The sequence below is a fragment of the Novosphingobium sp. BL-A-41-Hi4B-X5A genome (assembly GCF_055521705.1).
In genome coordinates, this window is the sequence record NZ_JBVFVT010000002.1 from 115,631 (window position 1) to 138,481 (window position 22,851).

Genomic DNA, 22,851 nt, shown 5'->3' on the forward strand with positions numbered 1-22,851 from the left:
GCTCAGTTCCGGCCTTCCCGGATCGGGAAACCGAGGCAGCCCGGATTGAACACGCCGCGCGGATCGACCACGGTCTTCACCGCATCGAGCACGTCCTTGAACGCCTCGTCGCGGCTTTCGCGATAGGCGGTGTAGGCGCGGCCGATCTGGAAGTGGGCAGCGCCATACTTCTTGCAGATCCCCTTCACATGCTCGCGTGCCTCGGCGACGATGGCGGTCGCCTCGGCATTGGGACCAAGCTGCTTGAGGTTCTTGAGGTGCGCCGGTTCGACCATTGATTCATGGATCGGGCGGTAGCCTTCGGGCCAGAAGAACACCGGCTCGATCACCAGCGCGGTGGTGGACAGCGAGGAGAACAGGAAGCCGTTGTGGATGCCGTGCTTGTCGAAGGTGTCCTTCATCGAATCGAAGTAGGCGCGAATTTCGGCAAACATCGGCGCGGCGGTGGACAGCGATGCCTGGCCATGGACCGGTGCCCAGCTTTCGCCCTCTGGCCCGAGGATCGAGTTCGGCGCGGGGAAGGGCATGGCGCGGATGACCTTGGCGATCGAGTTCTCGATCTCCACGCCTTCGAAGCGGGCCGCGATCTCGCGCGCGGTGGCGATATCGGCAGCGACTGCTTCCTTGCAGCGGCCCTCCGCCGTGATGTGCAGCGGGTATTCTTCCTCGGGAATGAAGTTGCGTCCGCCGATGGCGATCTTGGCCGCAGCCAGCAGGCCCTTGCCGAAGGACTTTTCCTTGGCGATGACCTTGCCCAGCGTCTTCACGTCGCTGGCCATCGACATGCGCTTCATGCGCACCTTGGTGAGGCCGGGATCGAAGCCGCAGGTTTCGGACGCTATCCCTGCGCGGGTCATCTCGGCCAGTGCTTCCAGCATGATCTCGCCGGTCTTGAACGAGAACGAGACCGAGTCCTCGAACGCCGGGTTGCGGATCAGGCGCAGCGTGATCTCGGCCTTGATGCCCAGCGTGCCGGAATCGCCCATGAACAGTCCGGCAAGGTCAGGCCCGTAGTGGCGATAGTGCGGCGTATCGCCATCGGGGCCGCGCGCACCGGTGCGCAGCGTGCGGCCATCGGCCAGCACCATGGTGATCGCCACCACGCTCTCGCTCGACGTGCCATAGTGGCCCGCGCCGAACATCGCGTTGAGCTGCGAAAGACCGCCGCCGATGGTCGAATAGATGCCCGACATCGGACCCCAGAACGGCGTGCGCAGCCCGTGCGGCTTGAGCGCTTCGTTGAGCGCAAGCCAGGTGCAGCCAGCCTCGACCGTGACGGTCATGTCTTCCGGGCTGACGCGCAGCACCCGGTCCATGCGGCGCATGTCGAGCGTGATCGTGCTGTCGGTGGCAGGGGTATAGCTGCTGGTATAGCTCATGCCCGCGCCGCGCGGCGCGATGTCCACGCCCGCATCGTTGGCAGCGGAAACCACCGCGGCCAGCTCCTCCGTGTTGGCAGGCGCGACCGAGAGCATCACGACGTGATCTGCGCGCGCCCAGATGTCCTCGCTGAACAGGCGCAGCGTCGCCTCGTCCGAAGTGACGTGGTCGGCGCCGACGATCCCTTCAAGGCGTGCGCGCAGGTCTGCGGGAGCGGTGGCAATGCGGCTGAGGGTCATGCTGTCTGACATCGTTGGTCTTCCGCTGTTGGTCTGAGGCACGGTCTGCCAGTGCCGCGATCAATTGTTATTGAAATATGTCAAATGGGGCCTGCCCGATGCCAGACGGCGCATTGGCTATCCGACTGTCGGGCATAATGTTCACGCATCGGTCAATTGCCCGGCCATGGCAGCCCCAAGGCCGGCAAGGCGGCCGAACGTCACCGCCGTGGCAAGCCCCATCGCCGGGAGATACCCCCAGTGCGCCGGGCCGGAGACCGACCGCGCCGCGCCGCCGCCTGCGAACAGGTTGGGCAGGGTAGAACCGTCGGCGCGCAGCACGCGGGCCTGCCCGTCGATCTGTAGCCCGCCCTGCGTGTGGTAGATTGCCCCCACCACCTTGAGCGCGCGATAGGGGCCGGTCGGGGGCAGGTCGTCGCCCCAGACGCGACCCAGCGCATCGGCCTGCCCGCCGGACTGGGCCGCGCGGGCCTCTTCGAGCGTGGCGCGCAAGGCATCGGCGGGAACGCCGATCAAGCCTGCCAGCTCTTCAGGACTATCGGCCTTGCGTGAGGCATTCAGCGCATTGAGCTGCTGCATTTCCGGTACATAGGCCACGGTCTCTTCGATGCGTTCGTCGAAGATCACCCAGACATGGTCGCCCGGCTGGGCGAGCACCGGATGGACCATCCCGGCAATGTCCTCCACCTCGTTGGTGAAGCGCTGCCCTTCCACGTTGACGAGAATGCCACCGGCAATGGGCACGCCCGGCGGCACCGAAATGCCCTGCGGGTCGGTCAGCATGGCGTATCCCTGATAGGCGCCCATGTCGCCGAACGCCGCGCCCAGCTGCTGGCCCACTGCGACACCCGTGCCCTGGCTGCCTTCATGGCCATTGTTCCGCGCATGGGCGACGTCCGGCATGTGCTGCGCCACCATCGCGTGGTTCGCGGCAAAGCCCCCGCAGGCAAGGATCAGTGTCTCGCAACCGACCAGTTCCTGCGCGCCGTCCGGTCGTTCAAGCGTGACGCCGTGGATGCGGCCGTCTTCATCGGCGTGCACCGCAACCAGCTTCGCGCCGAGCAGAACGTCCACCCCGGCGTCGTCCAGCCTGCGGTGGAGCAGGTCGACCATGTCCTGCCCGCCATGCCCGCGCCAGCCATGGACGCGGAAGGTGGAATTGCCATAGGCGGGGCGGAAGCCGGTATCGAGCTCCCATGGCAGGTCGAGCGTCTCGACCATCCAGTCCACCGTCGGCCCGGCGTGGTCGGCAATGGCGCGCGCCAGCACGGGATCGGTCAGGCCCTGGGTCTTGGCCATGATGTCGGCGAAATAGGTGTCCGCGCTGTCCTCGATGCCAAGAGCGGCCTGCGCTTTCGTTCCGGCGGCGCAGATCAGGCCCTGGCTCATGCCGGTGCTGCCCATCGGGCGCTCGTCCTGTTCCACCAGCAGCACCTGCGCACCCGCATCATGGGCGGCAAGCGCGGCGATACAGCCGCAGGCGCCGCCGCCGATGACCAGCACCGGGATGACGTATTCGAAGTCCGGAATCATGCCTCGCGCGCCAGTTCTTCGCCGACATCGCCCGAAGCGACCTCGGCAGGCGACATCACCGCCTCGTTTTCCTGCTGCACGATGCGCAGGATGCGGGCGATGAACTCCTGGTTCCACATCTGGCGTTCGGCCGACGCGGCGCGATCGGGCACGAAGGCGTCAATCTCGCCCGGCGTCAGCACGCCCTTTTCCAGCAGCAGGCGCTCCAGCGTATCGCTGCGCTGGCGGGCCACGGCCAGTTCCTGCGCCATGGCCATGGTAATGGCGAGGACGCGCTCGACCTGCGGATCAAGGAAGTAGGGGCGCTTACCCGCAGGCTTGGCCCCTGCTCCGGCGAGGGCTTCGGCAAAGCTCATGCCACGGCTCCGATCACATGCCATGCGGCCTTGCGGCCATAGTCTTCGGTGTCATCCTCTTCCGCATCGGGGAAGAGTTCGCGATCGACCACGCCGGTCACCCCGCCGTGGATCAGCTTGTCACGCTCGAACCCGGCGGCGACCATCTCGGCGTCGAGGTCCATCTCGTGCATCCGGCTCCAGAACGGCTCGTTGTTGTAGAACGCGTCCCAATCGCGCATCGCCTGTTCGAACAGCGGCATTTCCGGCGCGTACTGCGGCTGCTCCACATGCAGCACGATGCCGCCGGGCTTCAGCAGGCGGCGCGTTTCGGCAAAGATCGCGCGCAGGGCCTTGGTCGAAAGCTCGTGCAGGAACATCGTCGTCTGGATCCAGTCGAAGCTGGCGTCCGGATAGATCGACAGGTCCTCGCCGCTGGCCTGGACGAAGCTGATGTTGTCGACGCCCAGGGACTTGGCGCGGGCCAGGCCATAGCGCAGCACCGGCGCGCCAAGATCGACCACGGTCATCTCCGCTTCCGGAAAGGCCTGCGCCAGCGGCAGCGAGGAATGGCCTACCGTGCCGCCGATCTCGAGGATCTTGCTTGGGCGGAAGTCCGGCAGGTTGCGCCTGACCCACTTGACCACGGCATGGCCGCCGCCATCGGAATACTTGCCGAGCAAGCCCCCGGTGGTGACGAACCCGGCGTGATCGTAGTTCGCGCCGTTCACCGCATCATCGGGGAAATATTCGGTGTGGTAGCTGCCGGGCATGCAGTGGTGGTCCACCGCCGAGACATAGCGCGGGATCGGCAGCGCAGGATCGAGCGACAGCCGCGGATCGCCTTCGGTCAGCTCTGCCGTGACCGCGTTCAGCCGCTCACGCTGGCGCAGCGCGGTCCAGCGCCCGGCCTGCTGGCGCTGTTCCATCGTCATGCGGCGCAGGGCCGACCATGTCTGGAAGGCCGGGTCTTCGAGCAGCGCGCGGCGTGCCTCGTGCCGGTCTGCCATGGGGCGGCCATGCTGCGCCTCGAACGCGGGCACGACGCGGGCATCGAATGCGGCCTTCACCCCCGGCACCACGCGCGCGGCAAGGTGGCGGTTCATCTGCGCGAGGAAGTTGATCCGCTCGATCTCGTCATGGCTGGTCTGCGGGAAAACCGCGTGGCGGCCAATGACGCGATAATCGGGAGGCCCGTCGTAACCGGCGCTAGGGTCGTTCGGGACGGGAGCGGAGGGTTTTTCTGAAGAACTCACGGCCTTCCTCATTTGTTATATTCATATGCTATATTGACGTAAGCGCCGTTGCAAGGTTCATGAAGGCAACTGACCGGCAGGCGACAAAGCGAGGACCGACCATGCACATTTTTGCCGTTTTCAACCTGAAGCCGGGCGTTTCCGAAGAGGACTACCTGGCCTGGGCGCGCAGCACCGATCTGCCCACGGTCAACGCCCTGCCTTCGATCGCCAGCTTCCGCGTGTTCCGCACCACCGGCGTGATGGGCAGCGATGCCAAGCCGCCGTTCGGCTATATCGAAGTGCTTGATATTGCTGACATGGCCCAGTTCGAAAAGGACGTCTCGACCGCCGCGATGGGCGAGGTTGCCGCCGCGTTCAACAACATGGTCGAAGTCACTTTCCTCACCACCGAAGAGGTGACGGCGTGAAGTTCGCAGGCAAGGTTGCGGTCATCACCGGATCGGGCCGCAAGCAGGGCCTCGGTGAAGCCATCGCCCGCCGCCTGTCCGAGGAAGGCGCCACCGTGGTCATCGCCGACATCGGCGGTTCGCGCGATTCGGCCACACCCGATGCGATGATCGGCGCCGAGGCCGAAATGCGCGAAGTGGCCGAATCGATGCCGGGTGCCGCCTCGACATTCTCGTGCGATGTGCGCGATCCCGATCAGGTGCGCGCGCTCGCCGCCCATGCCGTGGCCGCGCATGGCTCGCTCGATATCTGGGTGAACAACGCCGGCATCGGCTACATCATGAAGCCGCTGGGCGAAGTCTCTGCGGACGACTGGCGCGCGGTGATCGATGTGAACCTGACCGGCGCATGGTTCGGCCTGCAGGCCGCAGCAGAGATCATGATTGCGCAAGGGAAGGGCGGGCGCATCGTCAACATCGCCAGCCAGGCGGCGAAGTCCGGCTTCATGCACGCGCAGGCCTATACGGCATCCAAGCACGGTCTGGTCGGGCTGGTGCGCTCGGCCTCGATCGAGCTGGGCGCGCATGGAATCACCGTCAACAACGTCTGCCCGAACCATGTGACCACCGGCCTCGGCAAGTGGCAGAACGAACACTTCGCCGCCGTGCAGGGCATCAGCGTCGAACAGTACCTCAAGAACATGGCCGCGCGCATTCCGCTGGGCCGTCCCGGCCTGCCCGAGGACACCGCCAATGCCGTCGCTTTCCTGTGCTCGGCAGAGGCGTCGTACATCACGGGTGAAAGCATGAACGTGTCCGGCGGCGAGGAACCGCACTGATATGCCAGAAACTGACCGGGCGGCCGCAAATCCGGCGCATGTCCTGATCGATCACGCGCTGTCGCTGCGGTGGGAGGACCTGCCAGAAGCGACGCGCAGCCGCGCCAGGACTTTCCTGCACGATTCGCTCGCTGTCGGTGTGGCGGGGCGCAATGCCGCGCATGCCGATGCCGTGCTGGCGATGGTGCAGGGCTGGGGCGCGGGCGAGGTGGCAGGCGTGCTGGGCCGACTGGGCCTGCGCCTGCCAGCGCCTTCGGCGGCCTTCGTCAATGCCTTCCAGATCCACGGACAAGAGTACGACTGCGTCCACGAACCAGCGGTGCTGCACCCGATGGCCACGGTCCTCGCCGCGCTGCTGGCAGAGCTGGCGCGCGGTGAAGCGGTCGACGGCGAACGCTTCCTGACCGCCATCGTCGCAGGTGTGGACGTTGCCGTAACGCTCGGCCTTGCCGCGCCCGATGCGCTGAAGTTTTTCCGCCCCGCCACCGCAGGCATCTTCGGTTGCGTTGCAGCGATTGCCTCACTGCGCCAGATGCCGCGCGAACAGGCGCTCGATGCTTTCGGGCACGCGCTGGCGCTGGTTTCGGGGACGATGCAGGCGCATCTCGAAGGCAAGCCCGCCTTGCCGGTGCAGGTTGCCAATGCCGCGCGCGGCAGTCTTGTCGCCATCGACCTTGCCCGCGGCGGGATGCCCGGCGTCACCCGGCCCATCGACGGCCCCTTCGGCTACTTTGCGCTGCTGGAAGTGCGCGAGGCACTGGCACCAGCGCTTGAGCGTTTGGGCAAAGGCCACCGCATCACCGAAGTCAGCTGGAAGCCGTTCCCGACCGGACGTGCCGGTCACGGCGGCATCGTTGCGATGCAGCAGTTGCGTGAGCGGCAGGGACTGTCCGCCGCCAATCTCGAAGCCCTCGAATATCACGCACCGCCGCTGATCCATCGCCTCGTCGGTCGCCCGGCGCATGAAGGCATGGAACCCGGTTATGCGCGGCTGTGCATGCAGTATCTCATGGCCGTCACGCTCCTGCGCGGCACGGTGACTTTGGCTGATTTCAGCCGCGAGGCGCTGGATGACGCTGAAGTGCTGGCACTGGCAAGGCGCATCACCGTGATCAACGATGGCAACCCGGATCTTGCTGCCTTCGTGCCTGCGCGCGCTGTCGCCCGCACCATTGACGGGCAGGAGCTGACCCACGCCGTTGCCGCGCAGCTCGGCTCCCCGGAATGGCCGCTGACCGAGCAGCAGCATTCGGCCAAGGCGCTGGGATGCCTTGAATTTGCAAGTCTTGGCGATGCGCACGACGCGCTGGCGCAAGTCGTAGCCGGGCTTGAGCGTGAGAGCGATGCCCTGTCTGCGATCATCCGCAGCGGCGTGCTGTCATAAGCGCTTGCAAATGTATTATATCTATATCAATTAAATCGCACGCAGCGGGGAATCACCATGACCTTATTGAAGTGCGCCACGCACGTTGTCGGCAATCTCGATGATGCCATCGCCCGCTATGAACAGTGGATGGAATACCGCTCGGTCGAACAAGGCGAAGTGCCTGCCGATCTTGCCGCAGCGTGGGCAGCGCCGGCCAGTGCAGGCAAGCGCTATGCCGTGCTGCAACCGGCTTCGGGCACGCAAGTGTTCCTGCGCTTCGTCGAAGGCGATCCGGTGCCGGATTACCTGCCGATCCGCACGTATGGCTGGGCCGCCATCGAACTGTGCGTCACCGATGTCGAGGCGGTGAACGAAAGGATGCTGCAAAGCCCGTTCGAGGTCATCGGCCCGCCCAAGCCGCTCGATGGCTTCGCCACGGTCAAGCCGATGCAGGTGCGCGGTGCAGACCTTGAAACCGTCTACCTCACGGAAATCCTGCAGCCCGGCGAAGGCACCGGCCTGCCGCAGCCGCAATCGCTGGTCGACCGGCCCTTCATCATGGTGCTCGCCTGCCCCGATCTGCGCAAGACCGCGCAGTGGGTGAAGGACGTGCTCGGCCTGCCGATGATCGATCCGGTGGCGATCCGCTATTCGATGATCGAAAAGGCGTTCGGCCTGCCCGAAACCGCCAGGACCGAACTGACCACCGCGCGCGGCGCGGGCCAGGTCTTCCTCGAGCTTGACCAGTACCCCGAAGCCGCCACCGAACGCCCGCGCCACGAAGGCGCGCTGCCGCCGGGCGTGGCGATCACCACCATGCTCTATCCCGATTTCGACCGCCTCGAAGGCCATTGGGCCAGCGCCCCGGTCGCGCGCGATGGCGCCGTCTATGGCGGCCGCCGCACCGGCGTGCTGGTAACCCCGGAAGGCGCGCTGCTCGAGATCGTCGAAGGCGGAGAGATCTGATGGCTGCAACGCCGATCAAGCGCGGGTTCGTCGACGTTCCGCATGGCCAGTTGCACTACCGTTACGCGGGCGACAGTGGCGAGCCGCTGCTGATCCTCCACGCCTCGCCCGGCAGCTCGCGCCAGCAGGTCCGCACTATCGAGGACTTTGCCGGAGAAGCGCGCGTCTTTGCCCCCGATACGCCCGGCAATGGTGACAGCGATGCGCTGTCGGACCGGGAGCCGACTATCCCCGAACTCGCCGCTGCGGCACTGGCGTTTATCGATGCCATCGGGCTTGAGAAAGTGCGCGTCTATGGTTCGCACACCGGCGCGGCCATCGGCACCGAACTCGCCATCCTCGCGCCCGATCGCGTCTCCGCGCTCGTCCTCGACGGCGTGAGCCTGATGCAGGGCGAAGAGCTGGCAGACGTGCTCGCGCGCTACGCCTTCCCCTTCGAACCGGATCTCGAAGGCGCCTACCTGATGCGCCTTTTCCAGTTCTGCCGCGATCAGTACATGTTCTTCCCGTGGTACAACCGCACCCGCGCCGGGCGGCGCGATGGCGGCCTTGGCAGCGCGACTGATCTCCACGCCTGGATCACCGAAGTGATGAAGGCGGCCACCACCTACCACCTCAATTACCGCGCCGCGTTCAAGTGGCCTGCGGACAAGCGGATGCCGCTGCTGCAATGCCCGACGCTGGTGACGGCAGCCGTCAACGACCCGCTCTATGATTCCAGCGTCGCACTGGAAAAGCTGCTGAAGGACGGCAGCTTCGCAGAGCTGCCACGCCTCGATGCGGCGGATTTCCGATCATCGCGCAAGGCCGCGATGGACAGCTTCTTCGGCAAGAGGGCCTGAACCCATGGATACCGGCCTTTCCCTGCTGACGCTGCTGCACCTGCTGATCCCGATCTACTGGCTCGGCGGCGATCTTGGCGCGTTCTACGGCTCGCGCTTCATGATCGATCCGGCCCGTTCCGTGCCCGAACGCATGATGGCGCTGAAGATCCTCAACAATATCGACATGGCGCCGCGCACCACGCTGATCCTTGCCTTCCCGACCGGGTTCGGCCTCGCCGTGGCCAAGGGCTGGATCGACGTGCCTGGCTCTGCCGCCATCCTTGTGTGGGTGCTCGGCCTTGCCTGGCTGGCCCTGGCGTGGACCGTCCACCTCAAGCATGGGCCTGCGGGTGCGGGATACAAGCGCGTCGACATCGCGGTGCGCTATGTCGTGCTGGCGGGCCTGATCGGCAGCGGCGTCGCCGGGCTGGCCGGGGCGATCACATTGCCGCTGTTCATCTCGCTCAAGCTGCTGGCGCTCGCCACGTGCATTTCCATCGGCCTGCTGGTCCGCCGCCAGCTGGTGCCGCTGTTCCCGGCGATCATTGCCCTGCGCGAGAACGGCCCGACGCCCGAGGGGGATCGCACCATCAAGGGCGTCATCGCCATCACCCAGCCAACCGTCATGGTGCTGTGGGTCGTGGTGCTGATCGCCTGCTTCCTCGGCATCGCCACGCCGGTCTGACCGGGCCACTCAATTCAAAGGGAGACTTCCATTGCAAAAGCATCGGACCATTTCCGGCAAGATCCAGTACACATCGCGCAAACCGGGCCGCGAAGGCGAAGAGCGCGGGCGCGAGGAGTTCACCTGGACGCATCACAGCGATGGCAAGCGCACCCTGCGCGCCCGCTGCGAGATCGACGAGCCGGCGCCGACCGTTCACCGCGATATCGTCTACAGCCTTGATGAGAACGACCGCCCGATGGACTGCTTCGTCCGCCTGGTGATCGGCGACGAGTTCATGGGCGCAGGCCTGTTCATCATCAACAAGGACACGGTCGAGTGCGAAAGCTATGGCCCGTCCATCGGCCGCATTTCGCAGACTGTGAAGATCGATGCGCCGTTCGACGGCTTCGGCACACACCCGATCGTGGCTGACGCCTACATCACCCGCAAGATGGATCGCAGCAAGGGCCCGCACAAGCGCAAGTTCCCCTGCTTCCTGCCTTCGCCCGACCATCGCGGCGCCACCCCGCCGCTGATTTCGCGCACGGCCATCAACCTTGCCTATGTCGGCGACGAGACGGTGACGGTCGCTGCCGGCACCTTCGACTGCCACGTCTTCGAATTCTCGGACGAGGACGCCAGCATGATCTCCATCGGCGGTGAGGCGCACCCCGCCTATCGCATGTGGGTGACGGCCGACGATGACTCGATCTTCGTCCAGGGCGGCGTCGGTGGCTACATGCAGACCTGGTACGAACTGGTCGAACTGAAGCGCTAGAAAGTGATCTAACCTCCCTGTCGGAACCGGTCACCCGGCCGGTCCCGGCCTTGCGGCACCTGCATCTCGCGATGCGGGTGCCGCCTTTTATTTGCGGCTGTTACCAGGCGTCCTGCGGCTTCAGCGGACGCGCCCATGCGGCGGGCGTCCCTTCCGGCAGGACCGGCGCATAGGCCGCGCCGATGGGGAGCGGGCGCAGCTCATCGCTCCACTTGGTGACGATGGCATTGGCGCCGGGTGAGCGCATGATCTGCACGAAGCCCGTTTCGGAAACATGCGGGCCATGCAGGATGCCGGGCGGGCGATAGAAATAGGCGCCGGTGCCCATCTGCCCTTCCGGCGCCCACATCGCGCCTTGCAGCATGAACATCTCCTCGGCGTGGTCGTGCGTTTCCGCCGGGAGCATCGTGGCTTGGGCGGGCACGCCGTGGGCCATGCCGGTCAGCAGGAACGTCCGCCCGCTGTCGTTGGGGCCAAGGCGCACGACCTTGCGCGCCAGCCGCAGGTGGGCAAGCTTCGGGTCATAGGTCGATACGTCCCACGGCATCGCCGGGGTATCGAGCGCAATCGTCTCGGCGCTGCCCACCATGCCGTCCGGATCGCCTGAAGCATGGCGGAACACCAGCAGCACCGCGCCGTCACACGTCGAACGCGCGCCCAGCCTCGCGCCTTGCGGCAGGAAACCATAAGCGTGATAGCCGCGCTCCACCCCGTCGATGGTGATTGCGCCGTCGAGCACGAAGAACTCTTCCGCCCCGGCCTCGTCGGGATTGGCCCCGGCGGAAAAGCCCGCCGGATAGCGCACGATCAGCGTCGCCTCGTCGCTCAGCGGGTCGGCATTGAGAACCTTTTCCTCGGCACCGTCAGCCCGCCTCGACCACCCGACGTTCTGGGCGTGGATGAATTCGATGTGGGGCCGAGCCATCGTCTTAGCCCGCTTCGTGGGCGGCGGCCGCGGCGCGGAAGCTGCGGCGGCTGGCCAGGAGGATCAGGAACGCCGCCAGCCCGCAGCCGAAGAACACGCTGCCCAATGACCACGAGATCCCGGCGGGCGAGGTGAACACCGTGTCGGACAGGAAACCGACGATGAAGTTGCCCGCCGTCAGCGCGACCAGCCCCGAAGCGATCGTCTGCAGCGCCATCATCTGCGCGCGCAAGGCGTTGGGCGTGATCTGCGCAAAGCCGCTGTAGACTGCAGAAGTGTTCCAGTTGAGGAACAGCGCGTTGAGTGCGTAGCCGAGCAGGGCAAGATTGCCGGTGGGGGCGACGCAGGCCAGCGTCCCGAACACCACCAGCGAAGCCGAACAGCCCATCGCGCACAGGATCGGCGCATCAGCATGGCCGCGCCGCTTGAGCCAGGCGATGACCCAGCCACTGTTGACGGCCGCGAAGATCGAGAGCGGCAGCCCGACAGCCCCGAGAATCTTGCCCGTCTCTGCCGCGGTCCAGCCGTGGGCGCGGATGAACAGGGCAGGGAACCAGCCGACGATGGCATAGACGCAGACGAGGTTCAGCACCGATCCGAGCATGAACAGGCCGAACGCGCCGGGCCGGTCGATGAACAGGCGGAACAGCGGCTTGAGGCTTAGCGAGGGGATTGCCGTCGTGCCGCCCTGGCGCGCCGGTTCACGCGCCGTCAGCAGGAGGACGAGCGCCAGCAGCAGGCCCGGCGTGCCGCACAGCACGAACACCACCTGCCACGGCTGCATCGCCCCGAACAGGCCCGGAAATCCGCCGATCAGCCCGTCGGCCCAATCGAGGAACAACCCGCCCAGCGCCATTGCCGCTGCCGTGCCGAGCGAGCTGCCGGTGACGAACACGCCATAGGCCTTGGGGCGAATGTCGGGCTCGAAATAGTCGGCGATCAGCGAGGTGGCGACCGGGACCAGCGCCGCTTCGCCCACGCCCACCAGCATTCGCGCGATGAACAGTTCGTGGAAGTTGCTGGCGAGCGAGCAGCCGATCGTGGCCGCGCTCCACAGCATCAACCCGCCGAACAGCAGCGTCACGCGCCGCCGCCGGTCCGACAGCATGCCCAGTGGCAGGCCCAGCACCGAATAGACCACGCTGAACGCCATGCCCTGCAGCAGGCCGAATTGCGTATCGTTGATCGCCAGCGCGGCCTTGAGAGGCTCGATCAGCAGGGCGATCGAAACCCGGTCAAGGATAGCCAGCGCATAGGCCAGCGTCAGCAGCGAAAGAACATACCAGGCGTAGGACCGCTTCGGCCACGGGGCAGGTGCGGGAAACGGGGCCGTGGTCGCATCGGACATCAAGTCTTCGCCTTTAGCTTCGCGTTTCTGCCCGCCTCTTCGAGAGCGCGGTTGAGCGCTTCGGGAACCCGGACAGGGTCTTGCGGGACCATGAAGGCCGTCGCTTGGGCCAGCAGCGCGATCAGGGAAGCAGAGGTTGCCATCGCTGGATCATTTCCTACGGCCACAACCACCGGCACCTTCACGCGCTGCCAATCGTCAGGCTGGTTGGCCGCCATGGCAGCGGCAATCGCCTGTCCGTAGTTTGTCCGCTGCTTGAGCAAACCGGTAAGCGCACGGTGGAGATCGTCGGCATCCGGAATTGCCGCGTCGCGTGCGGCGGAGGGTCGGGCATCGTGCCATGGCCATTGCACGGCGCCATCGCGCAGCATGTGCCAGAACTGGTGGAGGTGCGATCCGGCCAGCGGGTCGAATGCGATAGCGGGAGCGAGCGCCGGGTCTTGCGACGAAAGCGCGGGCGCCCCCCAGATGACGAGGGACGCCACCAGATCAGGGCGCCGCACTGAAAGGCGTGCCGCGATGGGCGAGGCAAGGCCGAGCGCCATCACGTCGCAACCAGCGCTCGCACCGTCAGCGATGAGCGCGGCGAGGGCATCGGCGATGGCATCGGCATCGGCTGCGTTATCGGGCAGGGGATCGGAGTCACCGAAGCCGGGCAGGTCCGGGACCAGCACGGTCCGTGAAGGCGCCATGACGCGGGCCCAGTGGTGCGCCTCGAGCGTCGAAGGTGCCGAGAGTATCACCAGCGGCTTTTGCTGTCCGGGGCCGGAATGCCGGGTCCAGTGCAACTGGCGGTGGTCCAGATCGAGGTATCCCCGCGAACCCTCAGCCGCACCGGCACCCGGCTGCCGCTCGGCCTTGGCGCATCCCTCCAGCGTCGAGGCGATCCATTCGGCCCAAGCCGTCCGGTCTGCGCCAAGGCGCTGGATCGAGAGCGCGGGATTGCGGTCTGTCGGCACCTTGTCGAGATGGGGGTAGAGCACGTCATCGCTGCGCGCGCCCACCAGCGTCGGCACCTGCACCGCAAGCAAGTCCTCCAGCGGGCTCCAGCGCATTGCCGCGGTATAGGCGTCGGCATAGTGCGGCCCGGCGCTGAACAGGTCTATGCCATAGTCTTCCAGCCATTCGGGCGAAGGCGGCTCCATCGGGATGCGGTGTCCGGCATCGACCGCGAACCACGGAAACCAGCGCAGCATGTCGCGCGTGCGGCTCCATTCCGCCGCCAGCCAGGCGCCGGTGGCCTCGGGCGCGAAGGGGCGCATGTAGGCGGTGATGAAGGCGTCATCGGCGGGGCGATCGGGGATCGACAACCCATCAAGCACCAGTTGCGGCATCCTGCCGCCCCGAACCGCCAGCGCCAGCGCGATCTTGGCGCTGGTGTGGGTGGCGTAGATCGGCGCTTGCGCAAGGCCCATGGCGTCGAGCGTCGCCCCGAGAGCTTCGGCAAAGTTGGGTATGGTTGGGTTGGCGAAAGGCAGCGGATCGGAGTTGCCATAGCCCGGCGTATCCAGCGCGAAGACGGAAAACCGGCTGGCGAGGATCTTCATCAAGGGCGCATGCAGCCGCGACGAGCGTGGGGAATCATGCAGCAGGACCACTGCGGGACCAGCCCCGGCGGCCCGATAGTGGACCATCAGATGTTTCCCCGGGGAAACAGCAACGCTGACATAGCCCCGCCGGATGGTCACGTTTTCGCCTGCAGCCAAAGTGCTCACCGATCCCACCTAATTGATATATGAATATGACTATTGATGTGCCATCATCCGATTCTTGTCCAGCCTTCTGAACAACCGCCACACAGGAACCGCGATGGCCGCCGCAACTGACCGCCAGATGATTGCCCAAGCCACGGCGCCGCTGCCGCCAAGGGACAGTTCGGCGGGCTGGGTTGTCGTCGCCGCATCGATGGTCGGCCTGGCGATGGGCCTCAGCCCCTTGCCGTTCTACACCATCGGCATGTTCGCGCCCGAACTGCAGCGCGAATTCGGCTGGAGCTTTGCGGCGCTGATGGGCTCGATCACCGTGCAATCGGTGGTGGTCATGGGCACGGGGCCAGTCGCGGGATTTGCGGTCGATCGCTACGGGGCAAAGCCGGTGGCGCTGATCTCGCTGCTGCTGTTCGGGCTGACCTACATGAGCCTGGGGCTGAGCGGCGGGAACATCTGGGTCTATTATGGCCAGTGGGTGCTGATGTCGACGCTGGGGGCGGGGACGCTCACCGCCACCTGGATGCACACCGTCAACGGCTGGTTCGAAAAGCAGCGCGGCCTTGCCATCGGCATTGCCAGCACCGGCACGGGCATCACCGGCTTCCTGATCAAGCCGTTCTCGGCGTGGTTGATCGGCAATTACGGCTGGCGCACGGCGTTTTTCGTGATCGGCGCGCTGCCGATCGTGATCGGTCTGCCGATAGTGGCCATGTTCTTCCGGGAGCGGCTGGACGCCGCCCGCAAGGACACGGGGCTCGCCGCCGAACCCGTCGTCGAAGCGGGGCTGACCTTGCGAGAGGCGCTGCGCGACCGGCGGTTCTGGATCATGACCTTCGCGTTCCTGCTGATCGCCTTTGCGCTGACGGCACCGACGCCGAACCTTGAAAATATCCTGAGGACGCAGAAGTTTACCCTGTCGCAGATCGGCACCATCACCGCGGGCTTCGGCCTTTCGGTGATTGCCGGGCGCATCGTTGGCGGCTTCCTGCTCGATCGGTTCTGGGCACCGGCCTGCGCGCTGGCGATCCTGGTCATGCCGATGATCGGCAGCTTCATGCTGTCACGGCCCGAACTGGATTCCGGCCATGCGGCGATAGCCGTGATTACGCTGGGGCTGGGTGCAGGCTTCGAGTTCGACCTGCTGGCCTATCTCATCGCCCGCTATTTCGGACGGCGCGCCTATGGCCTGATCTACGGCACGTTCTTCACGGTCATCGCGTTCGGCGGGGGGATGGGGCCGATCGTCTATGGCCGCGTGTTCGATGCGACCGGGCGGTACGACATGGCGCTGCTTTCGGGCGTCGGCTGCCTGATCGTGGGCAGCCTCGCTCTGCTGGCGCTGGGCCGATACCCCGATTGGGCGCGGGAGGCAGCGTGAGCAAGCTGATCGAGTCCGCAGGGATCGGCTATGTTCTGGGCGAGGCGGACATTGCCAGCGACTTGACTAAGCGGGGGCGACCTCCGAAGAGCGGTTTATCCGACCAACGGACAGTCGCCTTCGCGACGCGTGCCGCCAGCGGGGGAGGGATAGTGCTCGATCGCCAAGGCGCAGTGCCGCTCTACCACCAGATCTACCTGAGCCTGCCAGATCTACCTGAGCCTGCGCGACGAGATCCTTTCCGGTCAGCGGCCCTTTGGCAGCGTCCTGCCCACCGAGCAGGAATTGTCAGCCCATTACGACGTATCGCGCATCACCGCGCGGCGCGTGCTGAACGATCTGGCCGACCAGCACTATGTCGAGCGGCGGCGGCGGCTGGGCACGCGGGTAATCTTCAAGTCACCGGCCAAGCCGCTTGAAGCCAACATCGATCAGGCGGTCGACAGCCTGATGGCGCTGGGCGAGGGAACGACGGTCAACGTCGTCTCGGTCGAGCGCCGCGCCGCCACTGACATCATCGCCAATGCGCTGAAGATCGAGGAAGGCGCCGAAGTGATCCGCGCCGTGCGCGTGCGCTGCCTCGAAGGTATCCCCATCGGCTATATCGTCAGCTACGTGCGGGGCGAACTGGCCGATGTGATTTCGGAAAAGACCCTGCCGCGCGCGCCGCTGCTCAAGCTGCTGGACGAGGCGGGATTCCATGCCGAGCGTGCCGAGCAGACCATCGGCGCGATGCTGGCCGATCCGTCGCTGGTGGAAACGCTCCACGTCGAGCCGATGTCGGCGATCCTGCGGATTACCCGCACGGTCTATGATCGCAACAACGTGCCGTTCCTGCGCACTTACGCGCATTACCGCTCGGACCGGTTCCACATCCGGATGGACTTGCACAATCCTACGGCGGCGTGAGGCCTACTGCGGCGTGAGGCCTGCTGCGGGGTGAAATTCGGGGCCGCGCTGAGGCGGCCCCTTTTACCGATCAGCGGACCTTGATCAGCACCTTGCCAAGGTGTGCGCCGGACTTGAGGTACTGGCAGGCGGCAACCGCTTCATCGAAGCTGAACACGCGGTCGACCACGGGCGCAAAGCCGGTGGCTTCCATCGCGCGGACCATGCGGGCGAGCATGGCGCGGCTGCCTTCGGCAATGCCCTTGAGCGTGATGTTCTTGCCGATGATGCCGCCGTAGTTGGGCAGCGGGCCATCGGCAGACCCCACGCCGATGATGACGATGCGAGCGTTGACCGCGCAGGCGTTGATCGACTGGGGCAAGGTGTTCTGGCCGCCGGTTTCCACGACGATGTCCGCGCCGCGCCCGCCGGTCTGGCGCTGCAGTTCGGCGGCCCAATCGGGGTGAGTGGCGTAGTTTACGGTGTAGTCCGCGCCGAGCTTGCGCGCCTGCTCCAGCTTCTCGTCGCTGGACGAGGTGATCGCGACGAACGCGCCGTTGGCCTTGGCAATCTGCAGCGCGGCCATGGCGACGCCACCGGTGCCGAGCGCGACGACGAGATCGCCAGCGCGAACCTGGCCGACTTCGACGACGGCATGCCAAGCGGTGAGCGAGGCTGCGGCGAGGGGAGCGGCGGCTTCGTCGCTCAGGCTGTCAGGCACCTTGACCAGCGCGGCGGCGGGGACCTTCACATATTCGGCCATCCAGCCATCGAGATTGGTGCCAAGATCTGCGCCGAAATAGCGCATTTCGAACGGGCCATCGATCCACGAGACGAAGTGGGCAAGGATCGCGCGGTCACCCACGGCGATGCCGGCAGCGCCTTCGCCGAGCGAGACGACTTCGCCGACGCCTTCGGAGAAGGGAATGCGGTCTTCGGCCTTTTTCGGGCCATAACGGCCTTCGAGGATCTGCAGATCGCGGTTGTTGAGGCAGACGTACTTGACCTTGAGCACGGCTTCGCCGGGGCCGGCGACGGGCATGTCGCGCTCGGCAAGGGTCAGCGATTCAAGGCCGGTCTGGCCTCCGAGTTGATAGGCTTTCAAGACTGGTTCCTCCAGGAATCGAGAATGTCTGCGCCCCGTGCAAACCATGTGGCGGGGCGGGCTTTGAGATCGGCCAGCAGGCGCTCGAAGGCGTCCATGCGATAGGGCAGGCCGATGATGTAGGGCGTGAGGTGCAGCGGCAGCAGGCGTCCGCCGCCGCCGGGGCCACTGACTGCAGCTTCACCGGCAAGCCAGTCATGCGCGTCGAGGATCTGTTCGGCGTAGCTGTCCACCGACTGCTGCTGCACGTTGATGATCTGCCGGTCGGACAGTTCGTGGTTGAGCGGTAGGTTGACGAGGCCATTGGCGAAGGCCCACGGCACTTCGTCATTCGCCCAATCAACGCAGTATTCGATTCCGGCCTCGACCAGCAGGTCGGTGGTGGCAAAGCTCTGCGAGCGGGCGATGGAATGCCAGCCGCGCGGGGCCACCCCGGCAACGTCAGCCAAGGCGGCGATGCTGTCACGGATCAGGGCGCGTTCGGCTTCGACGGGAAGGGTCGAGGCAATCGTGCCGTTCATGTCGGTCGAGTGGGCGATCACTTCGTGGCCAGCGGCGATGATGTCGCGGATTACCGAAGGGTAGCGCTGCGCAATCGCGCCGTTGGCAGCGACCGAGACCTGCACGCCCGCTTTCGCAAAGGCATCGAGCAGGCGATAAAAGCCGATGCGCGTGCCGTATTCGCGGGCGGTGTAGTGGCGGTAGTCCGGGTAGGCCGTCTGCATGTGTCCCGGCGCGCGGAATGGCGTGTCCGAGGGCGTGATCGGGAACCATTCGAGGCTGACGACGATCCACGTTGCCACGCCCTTGCCATCAGGCCACTGCAGCGGCTGGCGCGTCGGCATGGCCGAATAGGGATAGAGATCGTGATCGTAGCCGGCGCGGCGGCGCGGGTATTCGAGGTAGGCGGGATCGAGGCTCATGCGGCTTCTCCCGTTTGCACGGCGCGCCAGGCATCGGCGATATCGCCCGAGCGGGTGATCCAGGCGCGGCCATCGGCGGCGATGTGGCGCAGCACGTCCTCGAAGGCGCCGATGCGGTGCGGCTGGCCGATCAGGTAGGAATGGAGCGGGATGCACATGACGGTGCCCGAAGGCTCGTCGGCCAGCCGTTCGAACTGGCGGATCAGCGTGCGGGCGTATTCGCGCGGGCTCATGTTGTAGATGAAGAAGCCGTAGTGGTCGTTGACCTCGAGGCTGTAGGGCATCGAGATCAAGTCACCGCTGGCGGTCTTCACACGCTGCGGCTGATCGTCGTGATAGAGGTCGCAGGTGTAATCCAGCCCGTACTCGGCGATCAGGTCGAGCGTGCGGGGCGTGTGGGTGAGGGCGGGGGCAAGCCAGCCGCGGATCGTCTGGCCGGTGGCCTCGCGCACGGTGCGGATCGAATCCTCTATGATCGCGCGTTCCTGTGCCTCGTCCATGCCGTAGGAATAGCGGGTGTTGTAGATGCCGTGGCTGAAGAATTCCCAGCCGCGCGCGTTGGCATCGGCGACGACATCGGGATGGTGCTGGCACAGCGCGACCGAAAGGCTGACCGAGCCGGGGAAGCCGTGCTTGCTCATCACTTCGGCCATGCGCCAGTGACCGACGCGGTTGGCATGATCGCGGTGGGCATAGCCGACCACGTCAGGGTGAGGCTTGGCCCACGACTTCCGGTGCGGGTTCGCGGGCGGATCGATCTCGTAGTATTCGAGGTTGGGCGAGACCCAGACGGCAACCTTCTTGTCGCCCGGCCAGGCAAATGGCTTCCGCCCGCGATAGGGCGAGAAATCATAGAGGCCGGGGTCGGCAGCGCCTTCCTGCATCAGCGCGCCTCCAGCCAGTCGATCACGGTCTGCACCGGTTCGACATCGGCATACTTCAGCTGCAGGTCGGTGAGGTTGGCGAAGTGGTAGGATTCGTGCTTGTCGGCGCAAGTCTCGATCGGCACGATCGTGCGATAGCCGCGGCTGAGGCTGTCGACCGCCGTGGCGCGGACGCAGCCCGAGGTGGAGCCGCCGGTGACGACCACGGTATCGACCTTGTGCCACACCAGCAGGCTCTGCAGCGGCGTTTCGAAGAAGGCGGACGGCATGCGCTTGGTGTAGATCATGTCGGCAGGGTCGATCTCGCAACGCTCGTCAAAGGCGTGGCGATCGGAGTCGTACTTGATGTTCTGCAGGCTGTCGGGCGTATTGGTGCGCGTGCCCCAGACGCCTGCGTCGCTGGCATCCTCGGCATAGGCAACGTGCGTCCAGATCACCGGCATGCCCTTGGCGCGGGCAAGGCGCGAGATCGTGTTGGTGTGTTCGATCTGGCGCGGATCGGTTTCGTAGGCGGTCTTGTAGCGGTCAATCCTAGTGTAGGCGTTCTGGAAATCGACATTCACGATGGCGAGCTTTTCGCCGAAGCCGAACTTGGTTCGAGCCGGGTTGGCCATGACCTCTTCGAAGATCTGCCGTGCGGTCTTGCCATCGCAGACCATCTTCGTGCCGATGATGCTCATTCCTTGCCCACCATACCTTCTTGTTTGGCCGCCAAAGCCCGCAGGCGAAGCTTCGCCTGCGGGCTTGTGGTGCATTGGTGCCATGCGGCGGCAGGACAACGGGCCCTGCCGCCGCAAGTATTCGCATGCCGGTCAGATCTTGAACTTGATCCGCCCGGTGAAGCGGCGCGGATCGCCCGGGAACAGCGACAGGAAGTTCGCCGTCACGGTGCGCTGGTCGGTCAGGTTCGAGACCTCGAACGAAATCCGGTAGCTTCCGTCATCGGCCGCAAAGCTGATCGCGGCATCGACAAAGTTTTCAGTCGGAGCAGTCGTGGTGTTGAGCACGGCCACCCAGTACGGCGAGTTGTGGCGCCAGGTCACGCTGGGGGTGAAGTAACCGCCCAGGGAGCTTGCCGGAATGTCATACGAGGCGCCGCCGTTGAACTGGAAGGTCGGCACGCGCACCGGCGTCAGCCTCGTGCTCAGCGTCGTCGCCAGTGGCGAGATGTAGGTGTATGACCCGTGCATGTACGAAGGGTTGGCGAAGAGGTTGAGGTTGCCGAACTGGGCGGTGGTTTCCAGTTCGAGGCCGTAGACTTCGAGCGTGCCGGCGTTGAACGGCAGGCTGGCGATCACGCCAAGCGAGTTGGCGACGCCGGCGGTAACCTGAAGATCGGTTGTCTTGGCGTAGTAGCCGGTCAGGTTGAAGCGCAGCTTGCGGTCGAACAGTTCCGACTTCAGGCCCGCTTCGTACGACCAGGTCTTCTCGGGCCGGAAGGTGACTGCGTTCTGCGGCAGGGATGCCGTGCCGTTCCAGCCGCCGGACTTGAAGCCGTTGGTGGCCGAAGCAAACAGCATGACGTCCGGGTTCAGCTTGTAGTCAACGGCAATGCGCGGCGTGAAGCGCTTGACCGACTGCTGCAGGGGATTGCCTGCCGCGAGAACGGCCGCGTTGTCATAGGAGAGCGCCGGGAACTGGGTCGACTTGGTGTAGGCGAGCTTCTTTTCCTCCCACGTGTAGCGTCCGCCAAGGGTGACGGTCAGCTTGTCGGTGGCATGGAAATCAGCCTGCGCGTAGTAGGCAGCGGTTTCCACCTGGTGCTTGTAGATGGCGTCCTGAATCGGCCGGAACGCGGTGGTGCCGCCGGTGAAGCTGGTCTGACGGTCGTTGGACGTTTCCTTCAGGTAGAACACGCCGGTGACCAGATCGATGAGATCGCCGAACGAATAGTTCAGCTTCAGCTCGTGGCTGTGCTGCTCGTGAATGGCGTTGTCGGCAATGATGTATCCGGCATAGCGGTTGGGCTGCGAGGCATTGTATTCGTTGATATAGCCCTGATCGAGGTGACGGTAGCCGCCGATGTAGGTCAGCGAGCCGTCGCCGAAATCGTAGTTGATGTTCCCGCCCATCGCGAAGGTCTGCGAAAGGTTGCAGTTGCCGCGCTCGGTGGTGAGCAGGCGGGTGACGTTGTCGTCACCGCAGTTGCCCGTCGCCAGGCCAGCCGCGCTTTCATAGAACACAGGCCGGTTAACAGCAGTCTTCACATAAGGGCTGGCGCCCGGAACGTAGCGCAGGCCGGTGTACGTGCTGGAATTGCTGGTGAATTCGACCGAGAGATCGATGGTCAGCGCTTCGGTGGGCAACAGGCGCACGTCGCCGCGCACGCCATAGCTTTCCTCACCGTTCAACCAGTCGCCGGTGGTGATGTTCTTGAGATAACCGCGATCGCGCACGACGAAGCCGGACACCTTGGTAAGCACGCCTTCGGCAACCGGGAGGTCGGCAATTGCTCGGACGGTATAGCGCTCGAACGAACCGGCCGTTGCCTCGAACTTCATGCCCGCGGTGTCGGAAGGCTTGCGCATGATCACGTTGATCGCGCCACCGGTGGTGTTGCGACCGAACAGGGTGCCCTGGGGCCCGCGCAGGATTTCGACACGCTCGGTATCGAAGAAGGCGTAGTTGTTGGCGTTCTGGCGGGCGATGTAGACATCGTCCACGTAAGTGGTGACCGGCGCATCAAAGGTCGGCGCCGACTGCGTGTTGCCAAGGCCGCGCAGGAAGTAGGTATTTGCCGAGGCAAGGCCCGCGTTGTGGTTGGAGATGAGGCCGGGCACGAACTTCGAGGTGCTGATGGTGTCCGACACTGCCAGACGCTCGAGCATCTTTTCGTTGAAGGCCGACACGGTGACGGGAACCGACTGCAGCTTTTCGGCACGACGCTGCGAGGTGACGACGATTTCTTCCAGGCCCTTCGATTCAGGGATGGCTTCGGCGTCTGCCTGGGGCGTGGACGCGGGCGCGCTCTGGGCGTGGGCGGTGCCGGCTGCAAGGGCAATCGGCGCAAGCATTGAGGTAAGCAGGAAACGGTGGCTGGTCATGTCGGATCCCTCACGATCGGCGACGCGTGGAGCGCGTCAAACCAGCCCATATTGTTATATTGATATATTCATATG

General features: G+C 65.3%; 21 protein-coding genes. 9 read left to right on the forward strand and 12 right to left on the reverse strand.

The features are described 5' to 3' along the window. Positions 1 to 2: 2 nt before the first annotated feature. The 4 genes from ACZ1JY_RS16410 to ACZ1JY_RS16425 all read right to left on the reverse strand — a co-directional run bounded on the left by ACZ1JY_RS16410 (position 3) and on the right by ACZ1JY_RS16425 (position 4,743). Complete coding sequence (locus tag ACZ1JY_RS16410) at positions 3 to 1,631, reverse strand: FAD-binding oxidoreductase (RefSeq protein WP_465131338.1); 1,629 nt, start codon at positions 1,629 to 1,631, stop codon at positions 3 to 5. A 129-nt stretch (positions 1,632 to 1,760) separates the two neighbouring features. Further along, positions 1,761 to 3,152, reverse strand: coding sequence for an FAD-dependent oxidoreductase (locus tag ACZ1JY_RS16415; protein ID WP_465131339.1), 1,392 nt, complete (start codon positions 3,150 to 3,152; stop codon positions 1,761 to 1,763). Next, complete coding sequence (locus ACZ1JY_RS16420; protein ID WP_465131340.1) at positions 3,149 to 3,508, reverse strand: hypothetical protein; 360 nt, start codon at positions 3,506 to 3,508, stop codon at positions 3,149 to 3,151. The genes ACZ1JY_RS16415 and ACZ1JY_RS16420 overlap by 4 nt, the downstream gene beginning before the upstream one ends. Then, positions 3,505 to 4,743, reverse strand: a complete 1,239-nt coding sequence (locus ACZ1JY_RS16425; protein WP_465131341.1) for a class I SAM-dependent methyltransferase — start codon at positions 4,741 to 4,743, stop codon at positions 3,505 to 3,507. The genes ACZ1JY_RS16420 and ACZ1JY_RS16425 overlap by 4 nt, the downstream gene beginning before the upstream one ends. Before the next feature lie 59 nt (positions 4,744 to 4,802). Here ACZ1JY_RS16425 and ACZ1JY_RS16430 point away from each other — a divergent pair, with 59 nt between their 5' ends. The 7 genes from ACZ1JY_RS16430 to ACZ1JY_RS16460 are packed head-to-tail and all read left to right on the forward strand — an operon-like array spanning position 4,803 to position 10,572. Then, positions 4,803 to 5,153, forward strand: a complete 351-nt coding sequence (locus tag ACZ1JY_RS16430) for an REDY-like protein HapK (protein ID WP_465131342.1) — start codon at positions 4,803 to 4,805, stop codon at positions 5,151 to 5,153. Beyond that, complete coding sequence (locus tag ACZ1JY_RS16435; RefSeq protein ID WP_465131343.1) at positions 5,150 to 5,971, forward strand: SDR family NAD(P)-dependent oxidoreductase; 822 nt, start codon at positions 5,150 to 5,152, stop codon at positions 5,969 to 5,971. The genes ACZ1JY_RS16430 and ACZ1JY_RS16435 overlap by 4 nt, the downstream gene beginning before the upstream one ends. Position 5,972: 1 nt before the next feature. Next, positions 5,973 to 7,355, forward strand: a complete 1,383-nt coding sequence (locus ACZ1JY_RS16440; RefSeq protein ID WP_465131344.1) for an MmgE/PrpD family protein — start codon at positions 5,973 to 5,975, stop codon at positions 7,353 to 7,355. 57 nt (positions 7,356 to 7,412) lie between these two features. Continuing rightward, positions 7,413 to 8,303: a VOC family protein gene (locus ACZ1JY_RS16445; RefSeq protein ID WP_465131345.1), complete on the forward strand. Its 891-nt coding sequence runs from the start codon at positions 7,413 to 7,415 to the stop codon at positions 8,301 to 8,303. Continuing rightward, the gene (locus tag ACZ1JY_RS16450) at positions 8,303 to 9,145 is read left to right on the forward strand and encodes an alpha/beta fold hydrolase (protein WP_465131346.1); all 843 of its coding nucleotides are present in this window, start codon (positions 8,303 to 8,305) and stop codon (positions 9,143 to 9,145) included. Before ACZ1JY_RS16445 ends, ACZ1JY_RS16450 begins: the two co-directional genes overlap by 1 nt. A gap of 4 nt (positions 9,146 to 9,149) precedes the next feature. Then, a complete protein-coding gene (locus ACZ1JY_RS16455) occupies positions 9,150 to 9,812 on the forward strand; it encodes a hypothetical protein (RefSeq protein WP_118075154.1) in 663 nt (220 codons plus the stop codon). Between the two features lie 31 nt (positions 9,813 to 9,843). Further along, on the forward strand, positions 9,844 to 10,572 hold the full coding sequence (locus ACZ1JY_RS16460; protein ID WP_465131347.1) for a hypothetical protein: 729 nt from the start codon (positions 9,844 to 9,846) through the stop codon (positions 10,570 to 10,572). Between the two features lie 100 nt (positions 10,573 to 10,672). On the opposite strand, the gene ACZ1JY_RS16465 is transcribed toward ACZ1JY_RS16460, so the two are convergent. Genes ACZ1JY_RS16465 through ACZ1JY_RS16475 form a run of 3 tightly spaced genes read right to left on the reverse strand, consistent with a single transcriptional unit; the run spans position 10,673 to position 14,479 of the window. Next, positions 10,673 to 11,497 carry a cupin domain-containing protein gene (locus ACZ1JY_RS16465; protein WP_465131348.1) on the reverse strand — a complete coding sequence of 275 codons (825 nt, stop codon included), beginning with the start codon at positions 11,495 to 11,497 and terminating at the stop codon, positions 10,673 to 10,675. 4 nt (positions 11,498 to 11,501) lie between these two features. Then, positions 11,502 to 12,845, reverse strand: a complete 1,344-nt coding sequence (locus tag ACZ1JY_RS16470; RefSeq protein WP_465131349.1) for an MFS transporter — start codon at positions 12,843 to 12,845, stop codon at positions 11,502 to 11,504. Then, positions 12,845 to 14,479: an alpha/beta fold hydrolase gene (locus tag ACZ1JY_RS16475; protein ID WP_465131350.1), complete on the reverse strand. Its 1,635-nt coding sequence runs from the start codon at positions 14,477 to 14,479 to the stop codon at positions 12,845 to 12,847. Before ACZ1JY_RS16475 ends, ACZ1JY_RS16470 begins: the two co-directional genes overlap by 1 nt. 175 nt (positions 14,480 to 14,654) lie before the next feature. On the opposite strand from ACZ1JY_RS16475, the gene ACZ1JY_RS16480 reads away from it, so the two are divergent. Together ACZ1JY_RS16480 and ACZ1JY_RS16485 are read left to right on the forward strand one after the other, a co-directional pair. Beyond that, positions 14,655 to 15,932 (forward strand): MFS transporter, encoded by a 1,278-nt coding sequence (locus tag ACZ1JY_RS16480; protein WP_465131351.1) that lies wholly within the window; start codon positions 14,655 to 14,657, stop codon positions 15,930 to 15,932. Between the two features lie 267 nt (positions 15,933 to 16,199). Beyond that, a complete protein-coding gene (locus ACZ1JY_RS16485; protein WP_465131558.1) occupies positions 16,200 to 16,841 on the forward strand; it encodes a GntR family transcriptional regulator in 642 nt (213 codons plus the stop codon). A 70-nt stretch (positions 16,842 to 16,911) separates the two neighbouring features. Here ACZ1JY_RS16485 and ACZ1JY_RS16490 read toward each other — a convergent pair whose 3' ends face one another. The 5 genes from ACZ1JY_RS16490 to ACZ1JY_RS16510 form a co-directional block, all read right to left on the reverse strand. After that, on the reverse strand, positions 16,912 to 17,925 hold the full coding sequence (locus tag ACZ1JY_RS16490; RefSeq protein ID WP_465131352.1) for a zinc-dependent alcohol dehydrogenase family protein: 1,014 nt from the start codon (positions 17,923 to 17,925) through the stop codon (positions 16,912 to 16,914). After that, the gene (locus tag ACZ1JY_RS16495; protein ID WP_465131353.1) at positions 17,922 to 18,848 is read right to left on the reverse strand and encodes a polysaccharide deacetylase family protein; all 927 of its coding nucleotides are present in this window, start codon (positions 18,846 to 18,848) and stop codon (positions 17,922 to 17,924) included. Before ACZ1JY_RS16495 ends, ACZ1JY_RS16490 begins: the two co-directional genes overlap by 4 nt. After that, complete coding sequence (locus tag ACZ1JY_RS16500; RefSeq protein ID WP_465131354.1) at positions 18,845 to 19,732, reverse strand: polysaccharide deacetylase family protein; 888 nt, start codon at positions 19,730 to 19,732, stop codon at positions 18,845 to 18,847. Before ACZ1JY_RS16500 ends, ACZ1JY_RS16495 begins: the two co-directional genes overlap by 4 nt. Then, the gene (locus ACZ1JY_RS16505; protein WP_465131355.1) at positions 19,732 to 20,412 is read right to left on the reverse strand and encodes an isochorismatase family protein; all 681 of its coding nucleotides are present in this window, start codon (positions 20,410 to 20,412) and stop codon (positions 19,732 to 19,734) included. The genes ACZ1JY_RS16500 and ACZ1JY_RS16505 overlap by 1 nt, the downstream gene beginning before the upstream one ends. A 132-nt stretch (positions 20,413 to 20,544) precedes the next feature. Then, a complete protein-coding gene (locus ACZ1JY_RS16510) occupies positions 20,545 to 22,776 on the reverse strand; it encodes a TonB-dependent receptor (protein WP_465131356.1) in 2,232 nt (743 codons plus the stop codon). Positions 22,777 to 22,851: the final 75 nt, after the last annotated feature.

What these genes read in the sequence shown, in the direction of transcription:
- ACZ1JY_RS16410 (WP_465131338.1), bottom strand. Translation starts at nt 1,631, where the DNA reads ATGTCAGACAGCATGACCCTCAGCCGCATTGCCACCGCTCCCGCAGAC.
- ACZ1JY_RS16415 (WP_465131339.1), bottom strand. Translation starts at nt 3,152, where the DNA reads ATGATTCCGGACTTCGAATACGTCATCCCGGTGCTGGTCATCGGCGGC.
- ACZ1JY_RS16420 (WP_465131340.1), bottom strand. Translation starts at nt 3,508, where the DNA reads ATGAGCTTTGCCGAAGCCCTCGCCGGAGCAGGGGCCAAGCCTGCGGGT.
- ACZ1JY_RS16430 (WP_465131342.1), top strand. Translation starts at nt 4,803, where the DNA reads ATGAAGGCAACTGACCGGCAGGCGACAAAGCGAGGACCGACCATGCAC.
- ACZ1JY_RS16440 (WP_465131344.1), top strand. Translation starts at nt 5,973, where the DNA reads ATGCCAGAAACTGACCGGGCGGCCGCAAATCCGGCGCATGTCCTGATC.
- ACZ1JY_RS16445 (WP_465131345.1), top strand. Translation starts at nt 7,413, where the DNA reads ATGACCTTATTGAAGTGCGCCACGCACGTTGTCGGCAATCTCGATGAT.
- ACZ1JY_RS16450 (WP_465131346.1), top strand. Translation starts at nt 8,303, where the DNA reads ATGGCTGCAACGCCGATCAAGCGCGGGTTCGTCGACGTTCCGCATGGC.
- ACZ1JY_RS16455 (WP_118075154.1), top strand. Translation starts at nt 9,150, where the DNA reads ATGGATACCGGCCTTTCCCTGCTGACGCTGCTGCACCTGCTGATCCCG.
- ACZ1JY_RS16465 (WP_465131348.1), bottom strand. Translation starts at nt 11,497, where the DNA reads ATGGCTCGGCCCCACATCGAATTCATCCACGCCCAGAACGTCGGGTGG.
- ACZ1JY_RS16470 (WP_465131349.1), bottom strand. Translation starts at nt 12,845, where the DNA reads ATGTCCGATGCGACCACGGCCCCGTTTCCCGCACCTGCCCCGTGGCCG.
- ACZ1JY_RS16475 (WP_465131350.1), bottom strand. Translation starts at nt 14,479, where the DNA reads ATGGTCCACTATCGGGCCGCCGGGGCTGGTCCCGCAGTGGTCCTGCTG.
- ACZ1JY_RS16480 (WP_465131351.1), top strand. Translation starts at nt 14,655, where the DNA reads ATGGCCGCCGCAACTGACCGCCAGATGATTGCCCAAGCCACGGCGCCG.
- ACZ1JY_RS16495 (WP_465131353.1), bottom strand. Translation starts at nt 18,848, where the DNA reads ATGAGCCTCGATCCCGCCTACCTCGAATACCCGCGCCGCCGCGCCGGC.
- ACZ1JY_RS16500 (WP_465131354.1), bottom strand. Translation starts at nt 19,732, where the DNA reads ATGCAGGAAGGCGCTGCCGACCCCGGCCTCTATGATTTCTCGCCCTAT.
- ACZ1JY_RS16505 (WP_465131355.1), bottom strand. Translation starts at nt 20,412, where the DNA reads ATGAGCATCATCGGCACGAAGATGGTCTGCGATGGCAAGACCGCACGG.
- ACZ1JY_RS16510 (WP_465131356.1), bottom strand. Translation starts at nt 22,776, where the DNA reads ATGACCAGCCACCGTTTCCTGCTTACCTCAATGCTTGCGCCGATTGCC.